The organism is Pseudomonas sp. FeN3W, from assembly GCA_030263805.2.
GTDB classification, from domain to species: domain Bacteria; phylum Pseudomonadota; class Gammaproteobacteria; order Pseudomonadales; family Pseudomonadaceae; genus Stutzerimonas; species Stutzerimonas stutzeri_G.
Genome location: CP136010.1, coordinates 3645578 through 3667537 on the forward strand (window position 1 = coordinate 3645578; position 21960 = coordinate 3667537).

Sequence of the window (21960 nt, forward strand, 5' to 3'; positions counted from 1 at the left end):
TTATACAGCCATACGTTCACATTCCTCAGCGCACTTCATACAGGCTTTCGCGCACTCTTGGCAGTGATCCATCTGATGCTTGGCACACTCTTCACCGCAGGCTCGGCAAATTTTTGCACACAATGCACAGAACTCTTTAGCCAACTCGCTCTGGCGACTCATGAGTCTGGCTGCCAGAGCACATATGTCAGCACAATCTCTGTCGAGCTCAATGCAACGGGCCATCGTTTGTACGTCGTCTTCAAGTAAACAGGCAGATGCGCATGCTTCGCAAACTAGAGCGCAGTTAGAACAAGCTTGAATGCAGCTATTGAACATTGTTTCAGTCATGACTTCCTCCAAAGTTCGTATTTTAGCGTATAGTCTTGAGCTGGCCTGAGGTGATCCTCTAGCAGCTCATAAATCCGACATATTCAGAGTTCGTCCGTTCCAATGGTTAACATTACAATCGTGTAAGGTCCCTTATGATCGCTATGCGGCTGATTTTAAAATATTTACCTTTATTCGATATTTTATTATTGGCGGGGAAATTCCATGTGAAAGCCCGTCACGCCGTCTAATGAGGTGCACCAGATTCTGCCTTTATGGGCCTCAACAATAGATCTGGTAATAGCCAAGCCGAGGCCAGCGTTGCTTGGACTACCCTCGCGCCGGGCAGGATCGACCCGATAGAAGCGATAAAAGAGCTTGTCCAGGTGCTCGGGCTCGATCGTCCCTCCGGGATTCTCGACGCTGAGGGTTACCGTTCTTTCCGCCTCGTGAATCGTTACAGAAATAGTTTCCCCTACCGGGGTGTAACGCAGCGCGTTGGATAACAAATTGGAGACCGCTCTATCAATCATTAATTTATCTCCCAGCACATTTCCTGCGCCTGAGACTGAGAGACGGATATCGCGTTCGTCAGCCACTAAGTGGTAATACGCAAGCAGTTTAGCAACGACATCAGCTAGTTCGATAGACGCTTGTTCGGGAATAATCAAGCCGTTGTCGGATTTGGCCAAAAAGAGCATGTCGTCAATAATGCGTGACATACGCTTCAACTCCTCTAGATTGGAGTAAAGATTCTCCTCATAAGCATCAATATTCCGCTTTTTGGTCAGCACCACCTCGGTGTGGGTCATGAGGTTGCTAACAGGGGTTCGCAGTTCATGAGCAATGTCCGCCGAGAAATTGGAAAGCCGAACAAAGGCATCTTCCAAGCGACCTAACATCGCATTGAAGGACAGAACCAATTGCTGTAACTCAAGCGGTATCGGTTCAAGCGGCATTCGTTCCTGCAACGACCTTGCTGACATCGATGCGGCGAGATGGGTAACTTGCCTCAGAGGCCTGAGACCGCTTCTAACTACCATCCAGCCAAGCGCAGCACTAATTAGAGCGCTGACGCTTAATCCAACGCCGAACCAACGCTGCAAAGTCTGAAAGAAATGCGCGTGGTTAGTGACATCAAGAATCAACAGTGCTGTAAGTGGTTCGGGCTGGTCTGCTACCGAGATTCGGGCAGTCAATCCTCTATACAGGCGGCCGGCATATTTCCATTCCCACATATTCTGCTGTTCTGCGTCCCTATAGCTTTCCGGGACGTCGACTGTCTTGGGATCAGAAAAGAGCACTCTGCCATCTTCGCTCAAGATGGTCGCCGCTAAATCATGATGGGCACCTAGCAGAGCTCGCAACTGCGGTAGCTCCTCAGCAAGGTTTGCGCTGCTGCGTACGTTATTGAAAATTTTCTTGGTCGATTCGAGCTTCTCCACCAAGGCCTGCCGATCCAACACTTCGAAGTGATGCTGGCTAAGCAAATTGAAGCTCAGCCCAGCTATGGTGAGAACTACAACCACCACAGACATGAACATGACACTCATTCGGGCGGTCAGCGAAAGGTGACGCAGTCTCACTCCGGTGCATCCATCATATAGCCCATGCCACGCACGGTATGGATCAGTTTGTGCTCGAAGTCGTCGTCGACTTTTGCGCGCAGACGGCGTACCGCGACCTCGATAACGTTGGTGTCGCTGTCGAAGTTCATATCCCATACCTGAGATGCAATCAGAGACTTCGGAAGCACCTCGCCGCGTCGGCGCATCAACAATTCCAGCAGTGAAAATTCCTTCGCCGTCAGATCAATTCGCTTCCCAGCACGAACGGCGCGGCGCTTTAGCAGGTCCACTTCGAGATCTGAAATTTTCACGGTGGTTTGGGTGGGGGAGCCGCTGCCCCTGCGAAGCAATGTCCGGACCCTTGCCAGAAGTTCGGAGAACGCGAACGGCTTAATCAGGTAGTCGTCCGCGCCCAGCTCCAGGCCTTTGACGCGGTCTTCCACGCCATCACGTGCGGTCAAGAACAGTACGGGTATTTCGTGCCCTGCTGATCTGACCATGCGTAGCACCTCCCATCCATCTAACCCTGGCATCATCACGTCAAGGATTAAAAGGTCATAAACCTCACTCAGCGCATATTGGAGCGCATCTGTGCCAGTCGTGACCCGGTCGACGGTAAATCCAGCTTCGGTAAGTCCTTGTTGCAGGTAAGAACCAGTTTTGGGTTCGTCTTCAGCGACCAGTAATTTCATGCAGGCAGATTCCGAAAGTTTGTTTCGACTCAGTGTGCAGGTTAACGAGGCCGCCATCTAGAAGCTTACAAAAATGTAACGTACAAATCAGCTCGCTGACAGGCGGAGGTGATAGTGTTTCACATAAGTCGGAATCTATGTTCGAGCAAAATATGAGCAGTGACTCTAAGAATGCTAGCAGCTGGTTTTTCCAGGCCTTCCACATTGCTCCCTTGGCCTAATGGCGCCTCAACGGCGCCTTTTTTTTTTGGTGATCTGATCAGGCGGGCGAGCCTTACAGATAGTAATTTAAGTGTGCGCACCTCTGAACTTGAAGTGAATTAATTCATTCCTCTGCACGGAGTTTCTTTCAATGCTTAGATTGGGCGCGACATCCATCAGTCGGCTATCAAGCAAGGAGGGTCGGCAAGGTGAGGATCCGTTAATCTCCTTAGTTGGCATGCTATATCTATCGGGACGAGCGGCTCATGCTGACGCAACGTACTAAAAATACCAGCACTGGAGGTCACTGCCGTGTATCACCGCCATCTTCATCGGAATAATGAAATATCTTTTTGGAAGACTAGACCCGGCGTAGCGCTCTTAATGCTGGCAATAATCGGTTTTTTCTACTTGGCACGCGAGCATTACGGTCATCTCTTGCAGGGACTGCCATACATAATCTTGCTGCTTTGCCCGTTGCTCCATTTGTTTGGTCACAACCATGGTGGCCATTCCAATCCCACCCGTGTCTCCAAGGACAAAGATAGGAAGTAAATGGCATGCACAATTCTTCCAGCAACCACGACCGGCATCAGGCTAACCATTCGCACGATCAAAACGGTAAACAGTACGACCCGGTGTGTGGAATGGCGGTCAAGCCAGATAGTCCTCATCACGAGACCTTCGAAGGAAAGACTTATCGCTTTTGCAGCGCAAGGTGTCAGGAGAAATTCCAGGCTGCCCCTCAGCGGTTCGCAAGCGGCCGGCCGCATGAGCAGCATCAAGATGTAGCTCAAGCGCCGTCCGGACCTAGCACCGAATACATCTGTCCGATGCATCCGGAGATTCGCCAGGCAGGACCAGGAAGCTGCCCAATCTGCGGTATGGCATTGGAGCCTGTCATTCCGGAACTAGACGAAGAAGAGAACCCGGAGCTTAAGGACTTCTCTCGGCGCTTCTGGTGGACCCTGCCGTTGACGGTGATCGTCACCGTGCTGGCCATGGGTGGGCATTCCCTGAACCTGTTCCACGGCACCACGCAGAACTGGGTCGAGCTCGTACTGACCACTCCGGTAGTGCTTTGGGCTGGCTGGCCATTCTTCGAGCGCTGCGTACGCTCGTTCGTGCTGCGCAGTCCGAACATGTGGACGCTGATCGGCCTCGGCACCGCCGCCGCCTACCTGTATAGCGTCGTTGCCACTCTGGCGCCAGGCGTGTTTCCTGCCGACTTTGTACAAGACGGGCGCATCGGCGTGTACTTCGAGGCGGCGGCGGTGATCATCTCACTGACTCTGCTCGGCCAGCTCCTCGAGCTGAAGGCACGCTCGCAGACCTCGGCGGCGATCAAGTCACTACTCGGCCTGGCGCCGAAGACCGCGCGACGCATCAATCCCGACGGTACAGAGGACGACATTCCGCTCACCCATGTTCATGCGGGCGATAGGCTACGCGTACGCCCTGGAGAGAAGGTGCCAGTCGACGGTCTGGTGCTGGAAGGCGAAAGCGCGGTGGACGAGTCAATGCTGACAGGCGAGCCGGTGCCGATCATGAAGCACGTCGGTGACAGTCTCATCGGTGCCACCCTTAACGCCCACGGCAGTCTGGTGATGCAGGCGCAGAAGGTCGGCAGCTCGACCATGCTTGCGCAGATCGTGCAGATGGTTGCCCAGGCGCAGCGCTCCAAAGCACCGATGCAGCGACTGGCTGATGTTATTGCTGGTTACTTTGTGATGGTGGTGATCGCTATCGCCATACTAACCTTCCTTGTCTGGGGGCTTTGGGGTCCGGAGCCGAGCTGGGTCTTCGGTTTGATCAACGCGGTGGCGGTGCTGATCATTGCCTGCCCGTGCGCCCTGGGCCTGGCCACGCCAATGTCGGTAATGGTCGCAACCGGCAAGGCGGCCGGCAGCGGCGTACTGTTCCGCGATGCGGGCGCCATCGAAAATTTGCGCAAGATTGACACGCTGATCGTCGACAAGACGGGCACCCTGACTGAAGGTCGCCCGGCCTTTCACAGTGTAGAGGCGGCGCCTGGTTTCACTCCGGATGAGGTGCTGCGCCTGGCAGCGAGCCTCGATCAGGGCAGCGAACATCCCCTGGCCCACGCCATCGTCGACCATGCCCGCGCGCACGGCCTGGCACTGAGCACGGCCGAGACATTCGAATCAGCCTCCGGCATCGGCGTACGTGGCCAGGTTGATGACCACCACCTGCAACTGGGCAACACCGCGCTGATGAATGATGCCGGCGTGGATGCCAGCTCCCTCAGTGCGCGGGCCGAACAGTTGCGCGGCGAAGGCGTGAGCATCATGTTCCTGGCGGTGGACGGCGTCCTGGCTGGTCTGCTGGCAGTGGCTGATCCGATCAAACCGACGTCGAAACTGGCGGTAGAGCGCCTGCAGGCAGACGGCGTGCGGGTGATCATGGCCACCGGTGATGGCCTGACTACTGCTCGCGCAGTGGCCCGCGAGCTAGGCATCGAAGAGGTGCACGGCGAGGTCAAACCACAGGACAAGGAACGCTTGGCCGCCGCCCTGCAACAAGAAGGGCACCGCGTGGCCATGGCCGGCGACGGCATCAACGACGCCCCAGCCCTGGCGCGCGCCGATATCGGCATTGCCATGGGCACCGGCACCGACGTGGCGATGAACAGCGCTCAAGTCACGCTGGTCAAGGGCGACCTGCTGGGCATCTTGCGCGCAAGGAGCCTGTCAGTGGCCACCGTGCGCAATATGCACCAGAACCTGACCTTTGCTTTTCTCTATAACGCTCTGGGCATCCCGCTGGCCGCAGGCCTGCTCTACCCGCTGACCGGCCTGCTGCTGTCGCCGATTATCGCCGCGCTGGCGATGAGCCTGAGTTCGGCCTCAGTGGTGTTTAACGCGTTGAGGCTGCGCAAGGTATCGATCGATTGAAACGCTTGACCTTGCCGCTCTGGCAAGGTTGAACATCTGCTCAACCATTACGGTGACTTCCCAGGAGATTCTCATGAGCACCATTGAACTGAACGTCGAAGGCATGAGCTGCGGCTCGTGCGTCAAGCATGTCACCGAGGCGCTCAACACTGTCGAGGGCGTCACCAAGGTGGATGTCGATTTGCAAGCCGCCAGGGTGCGGGTTAGCGGCCAGAGCGACAGCCAAGTGCTGATTGCTTCCCTGACTGATGCGGGATATCCCGCGCAGCTGGCCAGTCCGGCAGCCGGGACGAACAACATGAAAAAGACGGGTTGCGGTGGCAGCGGTGGCTGCGGCTGCAACTGAAAACGAGAGGCAAACAAGGTTCTTATATGTCTAGAAAACTGCGTATATCAGCCCTTGCGGCGCTGCTGGTAAGTGGGGCGATCCATGCCGCTGAACCCTTGATCATCGATGTACACCGAGACGCCAACTGTGGTTGCTGCAAGGACTGGATCTCCTATCTGGAGGACAACGGCTTTGCGGTCCGCGACCATGTTGAACGCAACATGCGTTCGGTGAAGCAAGACCTAGGAGTGGAGCCGCGTCTGGCGTCCTGTCACACCGGTGTGATCAACGGCAAGTTCGTTGAAGGCCACGTGCCGGTGGCGCAGATACTCGAATTGCGCAAGCGTTCCGACCTGCTAGGTATTGCCGTGCCCGGCATGCCGGCTGGATCGCCCGGTATGGAGCACGGTGATGCCAAACATGCCTACGAGGTAATCGGGCTTACCCGTTCAGGGCAGGATGAGGTCCTCGCCAAGTACCCGTAAATTCAGGCTCCGTGCCGCTGACCGGCTTTCCCAGGCGGGTGGCAGCAAAGAGAACGCGGGGGTGATCACTGGATGATCGCAGCGATCACCCCGTCCGGCTCGCTTGCTCAGGACAGTTTCCTGACTTGCGAGGCGGAATTATGTCCGGAGCCTTTCGTTAACTCTTGTTCCGCGAGATACCCATGTTCCGCCTTTTGCTGTGCCTGCTTTTACTGATCCCACTGCCGGTCAGTGCTGGGATTTTTGATCTGCCTCGCTTACAGCCGGCCCTGTTCAACGCCCCCCTGAATAACAGCCAGGACTTCCTGCCGGTGGATCTGGCCTTTGGCCTTGATCTGATAGAAGCCGACACCGACAGTATTCGCCTGCGGTTCATAAATGCCGATGGCTATTACCTCTACAAACATCGTTTCGCCTTCAACAGCGACCATCCGCAAGTAACAATCGGCACCCCGCAATGGCCTGCAGCCGAACCGAAAACCGATGAGTATTTCGGCGATGTCGAGGTGTTCTACGGCATTACGGACTTAGAACTACCGATTGATAACCCTCAGAACAGGCCGTTCACCCTGCAGGTGAGCTACCAGGGCTGCGCCGATCTGGGACTGTGCTACCCACCTGAAATGCGCACTTTTCAGATCGGTAACTCGCCCCCGGTATCGCCTGCGCAACCGGAAACGACCTTGGACTGGGGAAGTCTGGCACTGTTCTTTCTGGCCGGTTTGGGGCTGACTTTCACTCCCTGCGTGCTGCCGATGCTGCCCATCCTTTCCGGCGTAGTGCTGCGTGGACAACTCGGTGGGCTACGAGGTTTTCGCCTGTCGCTTGCCTACGTACTTCCCATGGCTGCCTGCTTCGCACTGCTCGGAGCGCTGATGGGCATGTTCGGAGCTGGCCTCAACCTGCAGGCGCGCCTGCAGTCACCGTGGCTACTGGTGCCCTTTGCGCTGTTCTTTTCGGTATTTGCCCTGGCCATGTTCGGGGTGTTCGAGTTGCGTATGCCGCGCTTTATTACCGAACGAATGGATCGCCTGGCCAGCCGAACCCGCGGGGGTTCAATGATAGGGGCCGCAACGCTAGGCGTGCTGTCAAGCCTGCTTGTATCACCCTGCGTGACAGCACCACTGGTCGGTGCGCTGCTGTACATCAGCGCCACCGGCGATGCCCTGGGCGGCGGGCTGAAGCTGTTTTCGCTGGGTCTGGGCATGGGGGCGCCGTTGGTGTTGTTCGCCACTGGTGGCGCCGCCTTGTTGCCCAAGTCCGGGACCTGGATGGTCGGCGTACGCAAGGTTTTCGGTCTGATGTTGCTGGGTGTCTCTGTATGGCTGCTGGAGCGTGTGTTACCAGCTCCCGTGACGCTGGCCTTGTGGGGCCTGTTGGCGGTTGGCACTGCGTTGTGGCTGGGCGCCCTGGAATTTATTCCTAAGCCCGGCAAGCAGAAGCTTGCCCAGTTGCTTGGTGTGGCCTTGCTGGTTTACGGCATCAGCAGTTGGGTGGGCGCTTTGCAAGGTCAAACCGACCCGCTGCGCCCACTGGGTCGCCTGGACGCCCAAGGCTTGCCTCAAATCGGCGCAACCGTCGGCTGGCAGACCCTGGACACCCCAGCAGCCCTGGATGCGGCACTGTTGTCAGCGAAAACTGCCGGCCAACCTTTGCTGCTGGACTGGTACGCCGACTGGTGCATCAGTTGCAAAGTAATCGAACGAGAAGTACTCGAAGTGTCCTCTGTGCGCGAACAGCTGGCTGATTACCGGCTGGTGCGCTTCGATATGACGCGTAGCGATGCCGAGCAACGCGCGCTGCTTGATCGCTACCAGCTGTTTGGCCCGCCGGCACTGCAATTGTTTGCCCCCAGTGGTGATGAGTGGCAGGACCTTCGCACGGTTGGTGAAACCGACGCCGAGAGTTTTCTGGAACGACTGCGTCAAGCCGACGACCGAATGTAAAGCATGCAACCTGGTCGCTCCCGGAAGTCGACGTCAGCTGGCAGATCGCAGCCCGCCGCAGCATGTACTTGCGGCGGCTGAAAGCTAAGACGTGGGCAGATGACTTGATCGTTTTTACCGATGCTCCACTTTCAAAATCCGTGACGGCTGAAGTCAGCCATTTGTTGAACAGCCACACCGGAACTTAACAGTCAGAAAAACTAGAACCTGACAGAACTGTAATGTTTCGCTAAGTCCTGTGACAGGATGCCGCGGTTAAGTTGGCGTCGTGCCTGAAGAACAAAGCACTCCGTTCAAACGGAAACCGAATTAACGGGGGCGGCGGCAAAAACTGAGTGCAACACCTGACCTTTCCGGTACGGTGCTGCCCCTATGTCTTATACCGAACTCAGCGTTGAAGAGCGCGCCACCATTCAAATCGGTCGTACCCAAGGCTTCAGCCTGCGCAGGATTGCCTGCTTGATCAACCGATCCCCTTCGACCATCAGCCGTGAGCTGCGCCGTAACCGAGGTGCTTGCGGTGGCTACTCGGCCCGCCTGGCCCAGCAGCAAATGCAGGCCCGCCGCCAGGTTTGTCGACCGATGCGAAAACTGTTGCCGGGTAGCGAGCGCTTCGAACTGGTGACCCATATGCTGCGTGAGCGTTTGTCTCCCGAGCAGATTGCCGGCAAGCTGCGCAGCATGAACATACCCAACCTGCGAGATGCCTACGTCTGTCGCGAGACGATCTACAACGCGATCTATGCCCTGCCAGTGGGTGAGCTGCGTAAGGAGCTGATCATCTGTCTGCGCCAAGGCAAGACGACGCGCCGGCCGCGCTCTGGTGGCGTGGATCGGCGCGGCCAGATCCCCGAGATGGTCAGTATTCATGTGCGCCCGCCGGAGATTGAAGACAGGCTGATGCCGGGGCATTGGGAAGGCGACCTCATCAAGGGTAAGGCCAACGCCTCGTCCGTCGGTACGCTGGTGGAACGCACCAGTGGCTACCTGATGTTGGTGAAGATGAACGACGCGACGGCGACTTCGGCGCTGGAAGGCTTCAGCGCCGCGCTCAATAGCATGCCGCTGGAGATGCGCAAGAGCATGACTTACGACCAGGGCCGGGAGATGGCGCGACACGCCGAGATCACCCAAAGAACCGGCGTGGCGATCTACTTCTGCGACCCGCACAGCCCCTGGCAGCGCGGCAGCAACGAAAACATCAACGGCCTGATTCGCCAGTACTTGCCCAAGGGCACAGACCTGTCGGTACATAGCCAGGAGGAGCTGGACGCCATTGCGCTGCAACTGAACATGCGACCGCGCAAGCGCTTCGACTTCAAATGCCCCATCGAGGTGATGGGAGAGGTCATGCAAAATGCCATGGCAATGCGGCATGATGCTCCGGTTTCAATTCAATAACCGTGTTGCACTCAGCTCCTGCAACCGCCGGGTATTTCGAGGGGGATCGAACAATGCCCCTGTTTTCATGCGTTGCCGAGTACTCCGACTTGGCAGGGGCGAATGTGTCAGTTGGCATATGGGGCACCTGAGTGGCGGTTTGAGAATCTGTCGCCTCCAAGCAGCATAAGCCGAGGCGCCTGTTGCAAATTGCGACGCCAAATAAGCTGAGCTTACCAACTGCTGAAGAGGCGCTGCTCGCTGGACGAGTTCACACAACAGTGGGAAAGGTTGAAGGTGGAATCTCGATAGTGGGGCAGTCAACGAACCCGAGACCGGATTGCTCACCACCGGCTCATCTGATTAATGGACATAACGGGATGCAAAGCAAAACCACAAGGCGCACTTTCATCAAGGGGCTAGCCGCCACCAGTATTCTCGGCGGCTTAGGCATGTGGCGTATGCCGGTCTGGGCCGTGACCAGTCCCGGTCAGGCCAACGTGCTGGCCGGTACCGATTTTGATCTGTTCATCGGTGAAACCCCGGTAAATATTACTGGCGCGGCTCGTACCGCGATGACCATCAATGGCTCACTTCCGGGGCCGACCCTGCGGTGGCGGGAAGGCGATACCGTGACTCTGCGCGTTCGTAATCGTCTGCAGGAAGATACCTCGATTCACTGGCACGGCATCATCCTGCCGGCGAACATGGATGGCGTACCTGGCCTGAGTTTCCACGGCATCGCCCCCGATGGCATGTATGAGTACAAATTCAAGGTTAACCAGAACGGCACCTATTGGTACCACAGTCACTCGGGACTGCAGGAGCAGGCTGGCGTCTATGGTGCTCTGGTGATCGATGCCAAAGAGCCGGAGCCGTTCAGCTACGACCGTGACTACGTCGTGCTACTAAGTGACTGGACTGACGAAGATCCGGAACGGGTTCTGGCCAAGCTCAAAAAGCAATCGGATTACTACAACTTCCACAAACGTACTGTCGGCGACTTCGTCGATGACGTGAGCGAGATGGGGTGGTCCGCAGCGATCGCTGATCGGAAGATGTGGGCCGAGATGAAAATGAGCCCGACTGATCTTGCCGATGTCAGTGGCTATACCTACACCTACTTGATGAATGGCCAGGCGCCGGATAACAACTGGACTGGTATTTTCAAGCCGGGTGAGAAAATCCGTCTGCGCTTCATCAATGCATCGGCCATGACCTATTTCGATGTCCGCATCCCCGGTCTAAAGATGACGGTGGTGGCGGCCGATGGGCAGTACGTCAAACCTGTTAGCGTCGATGAGTTCCGTATTACTGCGGCCGAAACCTTCGATGTAATAGTCGAGCCCGATAGCGAGCAGGCCTACACCATCTTCGCGCAGTCCATGGACCGCACTGGCTATTCACGCGGCACCCTGGCCGTTCGCGAAGGGCTGAGCGCGCCTGTTCCTGAAGTTGATCCTCGCCCGTTGATCTCCATGAGCGATATGGGAATGGATCACGGCAGCATGGAGGGAATGGATCATGGCTCCATGCAGGGCGGCATGGCAGGCATGGATCATAGCAAGATGGCAGGTATGGACCACGACAGCATGGCTGGCATGGATCATTCAGCGATGGCAGGCATGGGTGGAGCGATGCAGCCCCATCCGGCCTCCGAAACCAATAACCCTCTGGTCGACATGCAGACCATGACGCCAACTCCCAAGCTGAATGACCCGGGAATCGGGCTTCGCAACAACGGTCGCCGTGTGCTGACTTACTCAGATCTGCACAGCACCTTCCTCGATCCGGATGGGCGCGAGCCGAGCCGTACCATCGAGTTGCACCTCACAGGTCACATGGAGAAATTCTCTTGGTCATTCGATGGCATTGAGTTCTCTGATGCGGAACCGTTGCGATTGAAGTATGGCGAGCGTGTTCGTATCACCTTAGTCAACGACACCATGATGACCCACCCCATCCACCTTCATGGCATGTGGAGCGATCTGGAGGATGAGAACGGCAACTTCCTAGTTCGCAAACACACCATTGATGTACCACCAGGCTCGAAGCGCAGCTATCGCGTAACCGCAGATGCGCTAGGGCGCTGGGCCTATCACTGCCACCTGCTGCTCCACATGGAAATGGGCATGTTCCGTGAAGTTCGTGTGGATGAGTAAAGGAGATATCTAATGAGCAATTCCCCGAAACGAAACCACCTGTTCTGCAGTGCCGCAATGTTGAGCCTTTTGGCTGCCCTGTATATCCCAGTGTCGCTGGCCGAAGAAAATCACAGCGATCACGGACGGCACGCCGTTGACTCTTCCAAAGCTGCAAGTGAGAAGCAGCCTCCTCAGGTGCGAGGCCAGGGCCCCGCCAATCAGCAAATGGATCACGGCTCGATGAATCACGGCTCGATGGACCATGACGGCATGGACCACCAAAAAATGACCGGTGAGCATGGCAGCGACCATGCCGAGGCAGATTCGAACCATGACCATTAAGCTTTCACGTCCATCGCTCATTGCGCTGGCGGTGTCAATGAGCGCACTGAGTAGCGGCTTTACCTTTGCCGCAGAAGAGATGGATCACTCGACTATGGACCACGGCTCCATGCCGATGGACCATAGCAAGATGAACCACGGGGCTGCTCAGGTGCAGATGGGGGGCATGGATCATAGCCAGATGCCCGAGGGCCAGAATTCGCAGGATGGGACTCCTGCTATGGACCACAGCAAGATGAATCATGAGGCCATGCAAGGCCAGATGGGCAGTATGGATCACTCCCAGATGAACCATGGCCAAAATCAGAGTAAAGCTGCGGCTATGGACCATAGCAAGATGGGCCACGGCGCCATGCAAGAGCAAATGAAAGGGATGGATCACAGCAACATGGATCACTCCCAAATGAACCATAGCTCCGCTGATACCCCGAGAAGCACCAGTCGTACACCGATCCCCGTCCTCACGGATGCTGATCGCCAAGCGGCCTTCGCGCCTCTGCCTGGACACACAGTGCACGATAGCGGCATCAACAGCTTCTTTCTGCTCGATCAGCTTGAATATCAGGACGCTGATGAGGGCAGCACCCTGGCCTGGGATGCCTCAGGCTGGGTGGGAGGCGATATCAATCGGGTCTGGTTTCGTTCCGAGGGAGAGCGTACTAACGGCGTAACCGAGGATGCCGAGCTGCAGCTGTTGTATGGGCGCTCGGTCGGCCCCTGGTGGGACGTCGTTGCTGGCGTTCGCCAAGACTTCAAACCCGAGTCTCCACAGACCTGGGCTGCCTTTGGTGTGCAAGGCATGGCGCTTTACGCTTTTGAAGCCGAGGCCACAGCCTTCGTCGGCGAAAACGGCCAGACTGCGGCGCGTCTTGAGGGCGACTATGACATCTTGCTTACCAATCGGCTGATCCTCCAGCCAACTGCGGAAGCCAATTTCTACGGTAAGAATGATTCTGAAAGAGGAGTGGGCTCGGGCCTGGCGAATACCGAACTGGGTTTGCGCCTGCGCTACGAAATCGTTCGCGAGTTTGCGCCCTACATCGGGATTTCTTGGAGTCGCTCATACGGTAATACCGCAGACATGCTGCGCGACGAAGGAGAAGATGTTGAAGAGGCGCGCTTTGTCGCCGGCATTCGAATGTGGTTTTAGAGCCTGATATGAAAAAAACAATTACAACCCTGTTGGTAGCAGGCGCTGTCGGTAGTGCAGCAATATTAGCCGGAGCCTATTCCGGCTTGATCAACGTTGGTGCTGACGATCCTCATTACCCAGCCGTGCATGCGTTCCTTTCAATGGCGCGTGATCGCTCTATCGAAGCGCGGTCCAAGGACATTGAGATTCCCAATCTAGATGACGAGGCTCTCATTCGTGGCGGGGCCGGGAACTACAACGCCATGTGCGTTGGGTGCCATCTGGCGCCCGGTGTCGAACAAACAGAGCTGAGTCAGGCGCTGTATCCAGCCCCGCCTAACCTGGCCAAGATCGGCATTGACGCAGGCCCTGCATCCGCCTTCTGGGTCATTAAGCATGGAATCAAAGCAACAGGCATGCCGGCCTGGGGTAAGAGTATGGGCGACGAATATATCTGGGGCATGGTTGCCTTCATCAGCCAGTTGCCCAAGATCGACGCTACGCAATACCAAGCGCTCGTCGCTGCGAGTGGCGGTCACCAGCATGGTGGCGGTGAGAGCCAGACGCACAATCATGAAAGCTTGGATGGCAGCAATTCTGACCATCATGGCAATGCTGCCGCTGGAGGAGAGTCTGGACGTCGCGGTATAGCGGCTGCAGACCACCACGGCGGCTCAGCTCCAGAGGCCGATCACCATTCTTCGAGCAGTAACGGCGATGATCACCATGGTGGAAGTAACTCCAGCACGAAAGGCAGTAGCGCCAGCGACCATCATGCCGAGCCGGCGTCCAACGCTCACACTCATGCGGATGGCAAAGAGCACGTACATGACAGCTAAAAGCAACGGGGCACGTTTGGTGGTCAAGCAGTAGTTGAGCTTTTACCGCGACGAGCGTCTTGCTACACCGCCGTCATCGCGGGTTAGTTCGTGTGCTGGCCGCTCAGGTCAGCGAACTCAATAAGCGCAATGACCTCGTCGGGATCGCGTGACGCTTGAAGGAAAAACGGGCCGGGGCGAGAAAGTTGCTCGATACGTTTTTTCAGTTAGCCCTCTCTAGATCATTGATCAGGAACTTCATCTCAGAGATCTCTCGGCGCTGAGCCTCAATGATTTGATCTGCCAGCTTGCGAACGCGCGGGTCTGAAATCTGAGCGCGCTCACTTGTCATGATGGCTATGGAATGGTGAGGAATCATGGCCTTCATATAGTCCGTATCGTCGACAGTTGCCTGGCTACGAACAAGCCACAGGGCAATAGCAAAGGAAGCTGCTCCGCCGGCGAATATCGCTATGTTCATGGGCTTTTTCTTGTACATATTGAGCATGAAGGCGAGCATGACTATCGCCATGACAGCTCCCATTACTAACGCCATCCAAGCACGGGTCTCACTCCATAGAACATGCTCAAAAGCGTAAGTATTCAAATACATAACGCCGTACATGATGACGGTTGATGTGGCCACCATCGCAGCGAAACGCCAATAAGACATTTTCATATCAACTCCTCTTGGTGATGTGCTGCCACAGTATTGCATTGACTAAAGTCTGCGTATTTTTCGATCATGCCGGGCAGTTGCGTTACTAATACTGTGAGAGCTCAGATTTGATAATCAGCCCTCGGTGTTACCTAAGAACGGACAAGCCGGGAGGCTGTGAGGTTTCGATTTTTTTAAAAAGCTTACAAAAATGTAATCTGCACCAAGTTTACTCGCTCTCGGGTTTGCGCAGCGCTGCTCCAAGTCGAAGTGACCATGCGCCAGTCTGGCTGCGTGACGCGCTTCCGTGATTTGGTGAGGAACACGGCGCGCCTGGTGACGCTGTACGACCTGTCGAACTGTGGATGTCTCCTCGATATTCGCTGTCGAATGTAGAAGAGGTAAGCCTTTAAGGGGTAAGGGGCGACATCGAGATCCTTGCGGTAACCAGTAATTGCGATTTGTGGAAGATCAGGTCGTTCAGACCTGTTTCCAGTTTCCAAAGCGCAGGAGCTGAACGTTTGTTGGCTGTCACTGAGGTTACGCCAATGTAATTTTAGGGACAGCATCCCGTAAGTATTCACCCGCCACACTCAAATCAGGCCCCAACACTGAGGAAAGCACAATGAAAAGCATGCAAAAGCTCGTTATCGCCCTTGTTCTAACCGCTACATCTCCTTTTCTCATCGCTGCAAATAAAGGCGATCAACCCATGAGACACGACCATACTGTTGGCGATGGTCATGAAGTGATGGTCAATCTGCTAAAAACCGGGCAAGTGCTAAGCGTGACCCCAATGGGTAATTCACCAGTGTCCGGAAGTGATGTAAGAACGTATGAGATTAAAATTAAAACCCCTGACGGAGTCGTCCATTCGGTCGAATTTCTCGGTGCCCCAGTAGGCGTTAAAAACGGCTGATACCACTTTAACGGACACCTCCGCGATATTAATACGATTATGGTTGTTGCAGGTATCAGCACTTACCCTGCAACAATCATCGATGCTTAGGCTTCCCTTTGCTAAGGGAACCCTAGACGTGCAGTTTATACTTGGGATGTTTGAGACAGAAAGCGAGCAATAGTTTTTTAAACGCAAATCGGGGAAGAGGGATAAATGATGAACCAAATTAGTAAAGCACTGGTGACGATTTCGCTAATTTCGGCAGCTTTCGCAGCCGTCGCCGGCACGGAACAAGAAAGTGCTATGCGGCACGATCACACTGTTGGGGATGGTCACCAAGTAATGCTGGATCTGCTGAAGCGCGGCGAGGTGGTGAGTGTGGCCCCTATGAATAAAGAGCGTTCGGATAATAAAGCTATAAATAACACACTTAAGGGAAATGTTAGGCCATATGAAATAAAAATTCGTACTCCAGACGGGCGACTTCACGCGGTAGAGTTCCGCGGAATGCCAGCCAAAATAAACAACCGCTCACATGGTAATAAATGACAAGAAAGTTATTTCTGAGTAGCTGCCACAGGGGTAAGCCGGATCATAACGTCTCCTTACACGGGAGGAGGATCCTGACAGCGTGTCATGCAACAATGGGCTGAGTCGGCCTTCTCGGCTCAGCTCAAAGCAACATGAGCGAGTGATTTAATTTTTCCACAGCACATACAATTTTTACATTCAGTTGGCGTCTACTTCACCAGTTGAGCGAATGTCTGTGGGGGACCCAGTGGTGCTGCTACGAAATCACTACAGTCGCTGTGGAAAACCACCAGTCCGCTCTGATATGCCGCCGATCGCGATCGCGTTCTCTGCCGCGAATATGAGGCCCTGACCAAAAGTGTGACGATACGCAGCGTTTTGAAGCTCCATTGCCATTCTGAATGCCGCCCCTTATGGCCGCGCCGCTATCGCCTCCTACATAGGCTATTACCAAGTTGAGTCTGTCATTGTCGAGCAGTATGTGGTCTTCCTCGTGATGTCTTCCAAAAGGCACCGATAATTGCCGCGGGTAGCTTGCAAACGCGGACGTCACGCAAAGCGATGCATGTGATCGACGAGACCCATCTTTTGGTCTGAGATCGCAGCGGTCAGTATCCCAGCTTTGAGCCGGGAAAGTCTGATGCGGCGCATATCGAGAATACGCCCCTGGTCGATGCCGATGCTGTTCTCTGCTCCGGCAGTGCCAGTTCTATGCCCCTTCATCAAGAGCCGAGGGGCGCCTGTCACCCGTCGGCCCGTCCTAGCCAGAAGCGCTGCGTGGATGGGCCTCTCAAATTTAAAACTTGAGCGCCTGCGACCCCCAGCTCAACGGCTGAATGATTTTCATATGGTGTGGCCGCTAGGTAACTGAGCCAATTAATCGGGATGGCTATGCTTGCTCGAATGCTACCGGCCCCACTTAATCCTTGGGTAATTTGATTCATAACACCAGTGTAATTACCGTGTCATATGAGTAACAGCTTGCCGCTCTTATAATTTCATCACACACGTTAAGTTAGGAGCTGGTTATGAAAGCTTTCAAGATTACGGCAGCAGTGTTTTTTATGAGCGTGAGCTCATTATCCTTGGCAGAGGGTAGCTCAGATCGCGAGTATGGCGAAATGATACGTGCGAACGAAAATACTATGCGGGAGTACGCTACTTCTGTCGGAAAGAAGCCTCCCGAAGTTGTCCATTATCGTTATGGGATGAAGTTGGACATCGCCAAGGTAATTCGTACCACGCGAACCGATATGACCTGCAACGATGTGATGCCGGCCCAAATTACCTATGAGGACTCTAAGGGTGATTTGGCGATTGTTGAGTATCGGGTCGCCGGAACGAACTGTCGGAGATAAGACACCACCTATCGACCCATCGAAGCCTGCATAAACGTAAGAGTCCGAGGCGGTAGTCGCAGCCCGAGACATGCTCCTGGTGCGGCGGTGGTCATAAGCATTTCAGCAATACAATCGTTACTAGCCTTGCCGTTTTTATGGCGAATCGGTGCGGGTACTGGCATGGGGCCGTCTGGGGAAACTGCCCAGCTGAGCGATGTGCTTAGTAGTACATACATAGCCGCGAGGGGTGCCTACGACTCGCGGCTTTTATTTTCCATATGGAGCGTGTAGCTGAGAAATGTTCGGACAAGTACTATCAAACCAAGTACTGCAACGTTTCGTAGCGAGGGCTCAATTACAACCGTTCGTATGACATCGGCAGCAACGAGGAATTCTAGTCCTAGCACAATCGCGCCGCCAATATCTTGCCGTAATGACCGGGAGCGATCCGTCAATGCGGCCCCTTTGTAATTGAAAAAAAAGCGATAGAGCGCTATGAAACTTCCGAAAGTTATAGCGAGCACCCCTGCAATCTCGAACCCGATCACCGCGATCTCAATCGCTGCATGAGGTGCCTCAAGGTTCATAGAAACACCCGTCAATGGTGGTCATAGATGCCTATTCCCCGAATATCGTTCCATGAGGTGGTCTGGTGGCAGAGATAGCACTGCTCAGGTTCCGCATTCCTGACACCCGCTATCGGCTTGGACATCATTCCGAAGTGCTCCTTGTAGTGGCTGAGCGGCGCGAGGTGGCACTGGCCGCACTCGGTGGAACTCGGCGGTGGATGCCGGTACTCGGCAATCGACCATGTGGTCGTGCCGTGGCATGTCGCGCAGTCGTTTCCGAAGACCTGGACGTGCGGGTCGGTGGTCTTGTGGCAGCTCGCACAGTCCAGCAGCGTCTCCTTGTAAGTCATGCCGTTGGCAAGCGAGAGGTTGCCCGGCAGCGCCTCGGGCCGGTGTGCCTTGAGGTGCGCGAGCAGCACCGCCCCCTCATGACCCTCCGGGGCCCGATCGAGCCATCGCACGATGATGTCGGTCAAAGCCGCATGGTCCATACCACGCAGGCTGCGGCCGGCGTCGTGTTCCTTGTGGCAGGCCACGCAGTTGTTCGAGCCGGCGATGTCGGCATGGAATGCCGTCGGTTGTCGCTGGACCAGGACGGTCTCGTTTGCATGGCAGGCCACGCAAGTCGCGTCCTCCACGCCCTTCACCGGCGTGTGGCACGCCGCACAGTCCTCTTTGAGAAACGCATGTGCGCTGGACAGGGGGCCCGGAGAGGCCATGTTCTGCCACGTCGCGGCGCGCTGCATTTGCGGAAGGTATGTCCACAGTGCGACTGCCGACACCGGCGCCAGGACCGCGAGCAGCGCGGCGAGGATCTTTCCCTTTCGACTCATCTGAACCACCGCAACCCGAAGTAGATGCCAGCCCAGATATGCAACGCCAGCAGAAGATAGAAGATGATCGAGAACGCGATGTGTGCCGACAGCCAGGCGTTGAACAGCCTGCGCACCCGCTCCTGGAACTGGATCGAGTACTGCAGATCGGCGGCGGCGGATGCCAGTGGCAGCAGTTCGGCGCTGGCCTTGGGCGTACCGGCAACGCCCGCTGTTGGTCCTTGCGCGTAGGCCCAGTACTGCCCATCCAGAAGGCGCCACAGCCCGTCGATCTGCGCCTTCTTCTCGCGGATGTTCTCCGCGACGTAGCGCAGGTAATGCTGGCCGATGAACCCAGTGAGCACGCTCAGCAGCATCGATGCCGTCAGCGCGACGCCGAGCGCACTCTGGAACTTGTGCCCGCTATGGAGGATGGCCAACAGCGCGCCTACCAAGCCGAAATAGACGTGCGCCTGCAGCAATGCGCCGAAGCCATGCTTCCTGGTGAATGCGCGGCGCAGCGTAGCGCTGCGCTTGATTACGGTGTAGGTGAGCGGGACGAGCATGAACGCCGCGCCTACGACGCCGAACACGCCACCCAGGAGGCTTCCGGCGAAGAAGGAAGAGCGGTGCACCAGGAAACCCAGCCACAGGACCACCAGCATCGAGAAGATGATCGTCGCGATGATGCGATCCTGGTTGCGCATCTACGCATCCACCGAGATATCGGCCGACGCTTTCGCCTGGCAGGCCAGGATCACGCCCGAGGAACGATCGAGTGGCGTCAGACCGTCGTCCACGTCCATGGTGACCTCGCCCGACAGCAGCTTGATCTTGCAGAGGCCGCAGTAACCCTGCCGGCAGGCATATTCGATCGGAACGCCGACCTCTTCGGCGGCCTCGAGAACGGTCTGGCCGGCCGCCAGCGGCGCCTTTTTTCCGGACCGCTCGAAGCTGCAGGTGACGGCCGTCGCCGTGTCGCCCGCCGACACCTCCAGGCCGGGAGGCACTGTCCTGGAGGGGCTCAGGAACAGCTCGGAATGAACCGACGCCAGGTCGATGCCCAGCTTGCCCAGTTCGTTGCGGACCGCGTCCATCATCACCGACGGACCGCACAAGTGGATGCGGCGCGAACGGATCTGCGGAATCTGCCCCAGCAGTTCGGCGGTGATGAACCCACGCGGGCCGGTCCATGCCGCCGATGACTCGTCGCTCAGCACGATGGACACATGCAGGTTCGGATGCCGGCGGGCGAGTTGGTTCAGCTCGTCGCGGAAGATCACGCTTTCCAGGTCCTTGCAGGCGTAGACCAGGTCGATCCGGCCGTTCCAGCTCTGGTCGGTCAGGTAGCGGATGGAACTCATCAGCGGCGTGATGCCGACGCCGCCGCCCAGGAACACGACACTGTCGGACTCGACGCCGCGGAAGGTGAAGCGGCCGTAGGGGCCGGACGCATCGAGGAGATCGCCTTCCTTCACCTGCTCGTGCAGGTAACCCGAGACGATGCCGCCGCTTTCGTGCTTGACCGTCAGGTCGCACCAGCCGTGGCAGCATGGCGATGAAGCGATCGAATACGAGCGCTTGACCTGGTTCCCGCCTGAATGCACCGAAAGCGTGAGGAACTGGCCGGGCTCGAACTCGAACGGCAGCGCACCCACGCCCTCCACTGGCGCCAGCCGAAACGTCTTGACCTTGGGCGTCTCCTGGAAGACGCGTGCGACCCGCAGCTTGCCCACCCAGCCGCCCATGGTGGACACGGGTGCGCGTGCCTGCGGCTCGCCCTCGGCCGGCACGCCCGGAGACACGGACGCCGCGGGGGCCGGCGCCACACCGGAACGAGGCGCAGCGGCGGGGGCCGGAGGCACCGGTGCCCCGGTGCGCAACGTGGCGAGGACCGCATTCGTGCGTCGGGTTCGCGCCACGTACATCCAGGCGGCCAGCAGCGCAAAGGCCAGCAGCAACGCCATCGTGAAGTAGTGGAAGCCCGACAGGCCGAAGACGCCGTGCGCCGGGGCCGTGGTCAGGGGATCGGTCAGGTTCATCTCGCGCCGGAACCACGCCAGCGCGATCCCCCGCGGCGCCTGTCCTTCGGCCAGTGCGCGGTAGGCCGACAAGCCGCTGTCGAATTCGCCCCAGGCCACGCGCATGCGGTCGGATGCTTCCTGCAGGCCGCCGTAGTCGTTGCGCTGGACCGCGTGCGACGCCTCCGACGACAGGGACGCCAATAGCTGGATCCCTTCGTGCATCCGGTGGTGGGCGAGCTGCTCAACGCTCGCGCGCCGCTCCGGCGGTAGATCCGGCAGCGCCATCAGCTGCGGATACAGCAGCTTGTTGAGGCGCCGATCCCGACCGCACTCGTCTCCGCGGCAGCCGCGCATCATGTCGTCCATCATGCCGCCCATGGAACCGGCCATCGATGCACCACTCGAAGCCGGCATGCTGGCAGTCGCGTCCGGGTGATGCGCGGCGTGATCGTCATCGCCCGCCGATGCGTCAGCCGGCGGTGTGGCGCTCATCGGCATGCCGTTCATCGAGCTGCTGCTTTGCGCCGGCATGCCATCGGCTGGCGCCGGCTGCGGTACCGCCATGCTTCCGGCCTTGTCCGGATGATGCGCGGCGTGATCGTCATCGCCCATCGGCGCGCCAGCCGGCGGCGTGGTGCCCATCGGCATACCAGCCATCGAGCCGCTGTCCCGGGCCGATGACGTGCCGGCAGCGTCCGGCTGCGCAGCCGTCGTGCCGCCGGTCTTGTCTGGCGGATGGGCTGCGTGTGGATCAGCAGCCGACTGAGCGCCGGCCGCTCCATGAGCCAGCAGCATCGCCAGCGTGGCCAGGGCGGCGACTCGCTTCCACCCCACGAAGCCTTCCGTCAGCACCGCGGCGGCCTCC

The 21960-nt window shown here is 57.1% G+C and carries 21 protein-coding genes; 13 read left to right on the top strand and 8 right to left on the bottom strand.

All coding sequences use genetic code 11. The features are described from left to right. The 3 genes from P5704_017215 to P5704_017225 all read right to left on the bottom strand — a co-directional run bounded on the left by P5704_017215 (nt 1) and on the right by P5704_017225 (nt 2569). Complete coding sequence (locus P5704_017215; protein ID WOF77765.1) at nt 1–330, bottom strand: four-helix bundle copper-binding protein; 330 nt, start codon at nt 328–330, stop codon at nt 1–3. 185 nt (nt 331–515) lie between these two features. Continuing rightward, nucleotides 516–1853 carry a heavy metal sensor histidine kinase gene (locus tag P5704_017220; protein ID WOF81269.1) on the bottom strand — a complete coding sequence of 446 codons (1338 nt, stop codon included), beginning with the start codon at nt 1851–1853 and terminating at the stop codon, nt 516–518. Between the two features lie 38 nt (nt 1854–1891). Next, nucleotides 1892–2569 (bottom strand): heavy metal response regulator transcription factor, encoded by a 678-nt coding sequence (locus P5704_017225; protein ID WOF77766.1) that lies wholly within the window; start codon nt 2567–2569, stop codon nt 1892–1894. Nucleotides 2570–3154: 585 nt separating this feature from the next. Here P5704_017225 and P5704_017230 point away from each other — a divergent pair. The 10 genes from P5704_017230 (at nt 3155) to P5704_017275 (ending at nt 14281) form a co-directional block, all read left to right on the top strand. Then, nucleotides 3155–3325: a DUF2933 domain-containing protein gene (locus P5704_017230; GenBank protein ID WOF81270.1), complete on the top strand. Its 171-nt coding sequence runs from the start codon at nt 3155–3157 to the stop codon at nt 3323–3325. Between the two features lie 92 nt (nt 3326–3417). Continuing rightward, entirely contained in the window at nt 3418–5685 is a 2268-nt protein-coding gene (locus P5704_017235; protein ID WOF81271.1) for a heavy metal translocating P-type ATPase, read from the top strand. 73 nt (nt 5686–5758) lie between these two features. Then, the gene (locus tag P5704_017240; protein ID WOF77767.1) at nt 5759–6031 is read left to right on the top strand and encodes a heavy-metal-associated domain-containing protein; all 273 of its coding nucleotides are present in this window, start codon (nt 5759–5761) and stop codon (nt 6029–6031) included. Nucleotides 6032–6057: 26 nt separating this feature from the next. Beyond that, nucleotides 6058–6498, top strand: coding sequence for a DUF411 domain-containing protein (locus P5704_017245; protein WOF77768.1), 441 nt, complete (start codon nt 6058–6060; stop codon nt 6496–6498). 182 nt (nt 6499–6680) lie between these two features. Then, on the top strand, nt 6681–8444 hold the full coding sequence (locus tag P5704_017250; protein ID WOF77769.1) for a protein-disulfide reductase DsbD: 1764 nt from the start codon (nt 6681–6683) through the stop codon (nt 8442–8444). A 372-nt stretch (nt 8445–8816) separates the two neighbouring features. Beyond that, nucleotides 8817–9845 (top strand): IS30-like element ISPsp7 family transposase, encoded by a 1029-nt coding sequence (locus P5704_017255; protein WOF77770.1) that lies wholly within the window; start codon nt 8817–8819, stop codon nt 9843–9845. 359 nt (nt 9846–10204) lie between these two features. After that, a complete protein-coding gene (locus tag P5704_017260) occupies nt 10205–11986 on the top strand; it encodes a copper resistance system multicopper oxidase (GenBank protein WOF77771.1) in 1782 nt (593 codons plus the stop codon). A gap of 12 nt (nt 11987–11998) precedes the next feature. After that, the gene (locus P5704_017265) at nt 11999–12310 is read left to right on the top strand and encodes a hypothetical protein (GenBank protein ID WOF77772.1); all 312 of its coding nucleotides are present in this window, start codon (nt 11999–12001) and stop codon (nt 12308–12310) included. Next, nucleotides 12300–13460, top strand: a complete 1161-nt coding sequence (locus P5704_017270) for a copper resistance protein B (protein WOF77773.1) — start codon at nt 12300–12302, stop codon at nt 13458–13460. Before P5704_017265 ends, P5704_017270 begins: the two co-directional genes overlap by 11 nt. Before the next feature lie 8 nt (nt 13461–13468). After that, on the top strand, nt 13469–14281 hold the full coding sequence (locus P5704_017275; protein ID WOF77774.1) for a cytochrome c: 813 nt from the start codon (nt 13469–13471) through the stop codon (nt 14279–14281). Between the two features lie 202 nt (nt 14282–14483). On the opposite strand, the gene P5704_017280 is transcribed toward P5704_017275, so the two are convergent. Beyond that, nucleotides 14484–14939, bottom strand: a complete 456-nt coding sequence (locus P5704_017280; GenBank protein ID WOF77775.1) for a DUF305 domain-containing protein — start codon at nt 14937–14939, stop codon at nt 14484–14486. A 604-nt stretch (nt 14940–15543) separates the two neighbouring features. On the opposite strand from P5704_017280, the gene P5704_017285 reads away from it, so the two are divergent. The 3 genes from P5704_017285 to P5704_017295 all read left to right on the top strand — a co-directional run bounded on the left by P5704_017285 (nt 15544) and on the right by P5704_017295 (nt 17708). Next, a complete protein-coding gene (locus tag P5704_017285; GenBank protein WOF77776.1) occupies nt 15544–15837 on the top strand; it encodes a hypothetical protein in 294 nt (97 codons plus the stop codon). Between the two features lie 195 nt (nt 15838–16032). After that, the gene (locus P5704_017290; protein ID WOF77777.1) at nt 16033–16368 is read left to right on the top strand and encodes a hypothetical protein; all 336 of its coding nucleotides are present in this window, start codon (nt 16033–16035) and stop codon (nt 16366–16368) included. Nucleotides 16369–17378: 1010 nt separating this feature from the next. Further along, entirely contained in the window at nt 17379–17708 is a 330-nt protein-coding gene (locus tag P5704_017295) for a DUF2790 domain-containing protein (protein ID WOF77778.1), read from the top strand. Nucleotides 17709–17941: 233 nt separating this feature from the next. On the opposite strand, the gene P5704_017300 is transcribed toward P5704_017295, so the two are convergent. From P5704_017300 to P5704_017315, 4 genes are read right to left on the bottom strand one after another with little or no spacing between them, the layout of a single operon-like run. Beyond that, nucleotides 17942–18277, bottom strand: a complete 336-nt coding sequence (locus P5704_017300) for a DUF1622 domain-containing protein (GenBank protein ID WOF77779.1) — start codon at nt 18275–18277, stop codon at nt 17942–17944. Nucleotides 18278–18288: 11 nt separating this feature from the next. Then, nucleotides 18289–19092: a cytochrome c3 family protein gene (locus tag P5704_017305; GenBank protein ID WOF77780.1), complete on the bottom strand. Its 804-nt coding sequence runs from the start codon at nt 19090–19092 to the stop codon at nt 18289–18291. Further along, nucleotides 19089–19778, bottom strand: a complete 690-nt coding sequence (locus tag P5704_017310) for a hypothetical protein (protein WOF77781.1) — start codon at nt 19776–19778, stop codon at nt 19089–19091. Before P5704_017310 ends, P5704_017305 begins: the two co-directional genes overlap by 4 nt. Next, entirely contained in the window at nt 19779–21947 is a 2169-nt protein-coding gene (locus tag P5704_017315; protein WOF77782.1) for an FAD-binding oxidoreductase, read from the bottom strand. Nucleotides 21948–21960 lie beyond the last annotated feature (13 nt).

What these genes read in the sequence shown, in the direction of transcription:
- P5704_017215 (WOF77765.1), bottom strand. Translation starts at nt 330, where the DNA reads ATGACTGAAACAATGTTCAATAGCTGCATTCAAGCTTGTTCTAACTGC.
- P5704_017220 (WOF81269.1), bottom strand. Translation starts at nt 1,853, where the DNA reads ATGTTCATGTCTGTGGTGGTTGTAGTTCTCACCATAGCTGGGCTGAGC.
- P5704_017225 (WOF77766.1), bottom strand. Translation starts at nt 2,569, where the DNA reads ATGAAATTACTGGTCGCTGAAGACGAACCCAAAACTGGTTCTTACCTG.
- P5704_017230 (WOF81270.1), top strand. Translation starts at nt 3,155, where the DNA reads ATGCTGGCAATAATCGGTTTTTTCTACTTGGCACGCGAGCATTACGGT.
- P5704_017235 (WOF81271.1), top strand. Translation starts at nt 3,418, where the DNA reads ATGGCGGTCAAGCCAGATAGTCCTCATCACGAGACCTTCGAAGGAAAG.
- P5704_017240 (WOF77767.1), top strand. Translation starts at nt 5,759, where the DNA reads ATGAGCACCATTGAACTGAACGTCGAAGGCATGAGCTGCGGCTCGTGC.
- P5704_017245 (WOF77768.1), top strand. Translation starts at nt 6,058, where the DNA reads ATGTCTAGAAAACTGCGTATATCAGCCCTTGCGGCGCTGCTGGTAAGT.
- P5704_017250 (WOF77769.1), top strand. Translation starts at nt 6,681, where the DNA reads ATGTTCCGCCTTTTGCTGTGCCTGCTTTTACTGATCCCACTGCCGGTC.
- P5704_017255 (WOF77770.1), top strand. Translation starts at nt 8,817, where the DNA reads ATGTCTTATACCGAACTCAGCGTTGAAGAGCGCGCCACCATTCAAATC.
- P5704_017260 (WOF77771.1), top strand. Translation starts at nt 10,205, where the DNA reads ATGCAAAGCAAAACCACAAGGCGCACTTTCATCAAGGGGCTAGCCGCC.
- P5704_017265 (WOF77772.1), top strand. Translation starts at nt 11,999, where the DNA reads ATGAGCAATTCCCCGAAACGAAACCACCTGTTCTGCAGTGCCGCAATG.
- P5704_017270 (WOF77773.1), top strand. Translation starts at nt 12,300, where the DNA reads ATGACCATTAAGCTTTCACGTCCATCGCTCATTGCGCTGGCGGTGTCA.
- P5704_017275 (WOF77774.1), top strand. Translation starts at nt 13,469, where the DNA reads ATGAAAAAAACAATTACAACCCTGTTGGTAGCAGGCGCTGTCGGTAGT.
- P5704_017280 (WOF77775.1), bottom strand. Translation starts at nt 14,939, where the DNA reads ATGAAAATGTCTTATTGGCGTTTCGCTGCGATGGTGGCCACATCAACC.
- P5704_017285 (WOF77776.1), top strand. Translation starts at nt 15,544, where the DNA reads ATGAAAAGCATGCAAAAGCTCGTTATCGCCCTTGTTCTAACCGCTACA.
- P5704_017290 (WOF77777.1), top strand. Translation starts at nt 16,033, where the DNA reads ATGATGAACCAAATTAGTAAAGCACTGGTGACGATTTCGCTAATTTCG.
- P5704_017295 (WOF77778.1), top strand. Translation starts at nt 17,379, where the DNA reads ATGAAAGCTTTCAAGATTACGGCAGCAGTGTTTTTTATGAGCGTGAGC.
- P5704_017300 (WOF77779.1), bottom strand. Translation starts at nt 18,277, where the DNA reads ATGAACCTTGAGGCACCTCATGCAGCGATTGAGATCGCGGTGATCGGG.
- P5704_017305 (WOF77780.1), bottom strand. Translation starts at nt 19,092, where the DNA reads ATGAGTCGAAAGGGAAAGATCCTCGCCGCGCTGCTCGCGGTCCTGGCG.
- P5704_017310 (WOF77781.1), bottom strand. Translation starts at nt 19,778, where the DNA reads ATGCGCAACCAGGATCGCATCATCGCGACGATCATCTTCTCGATGCTG.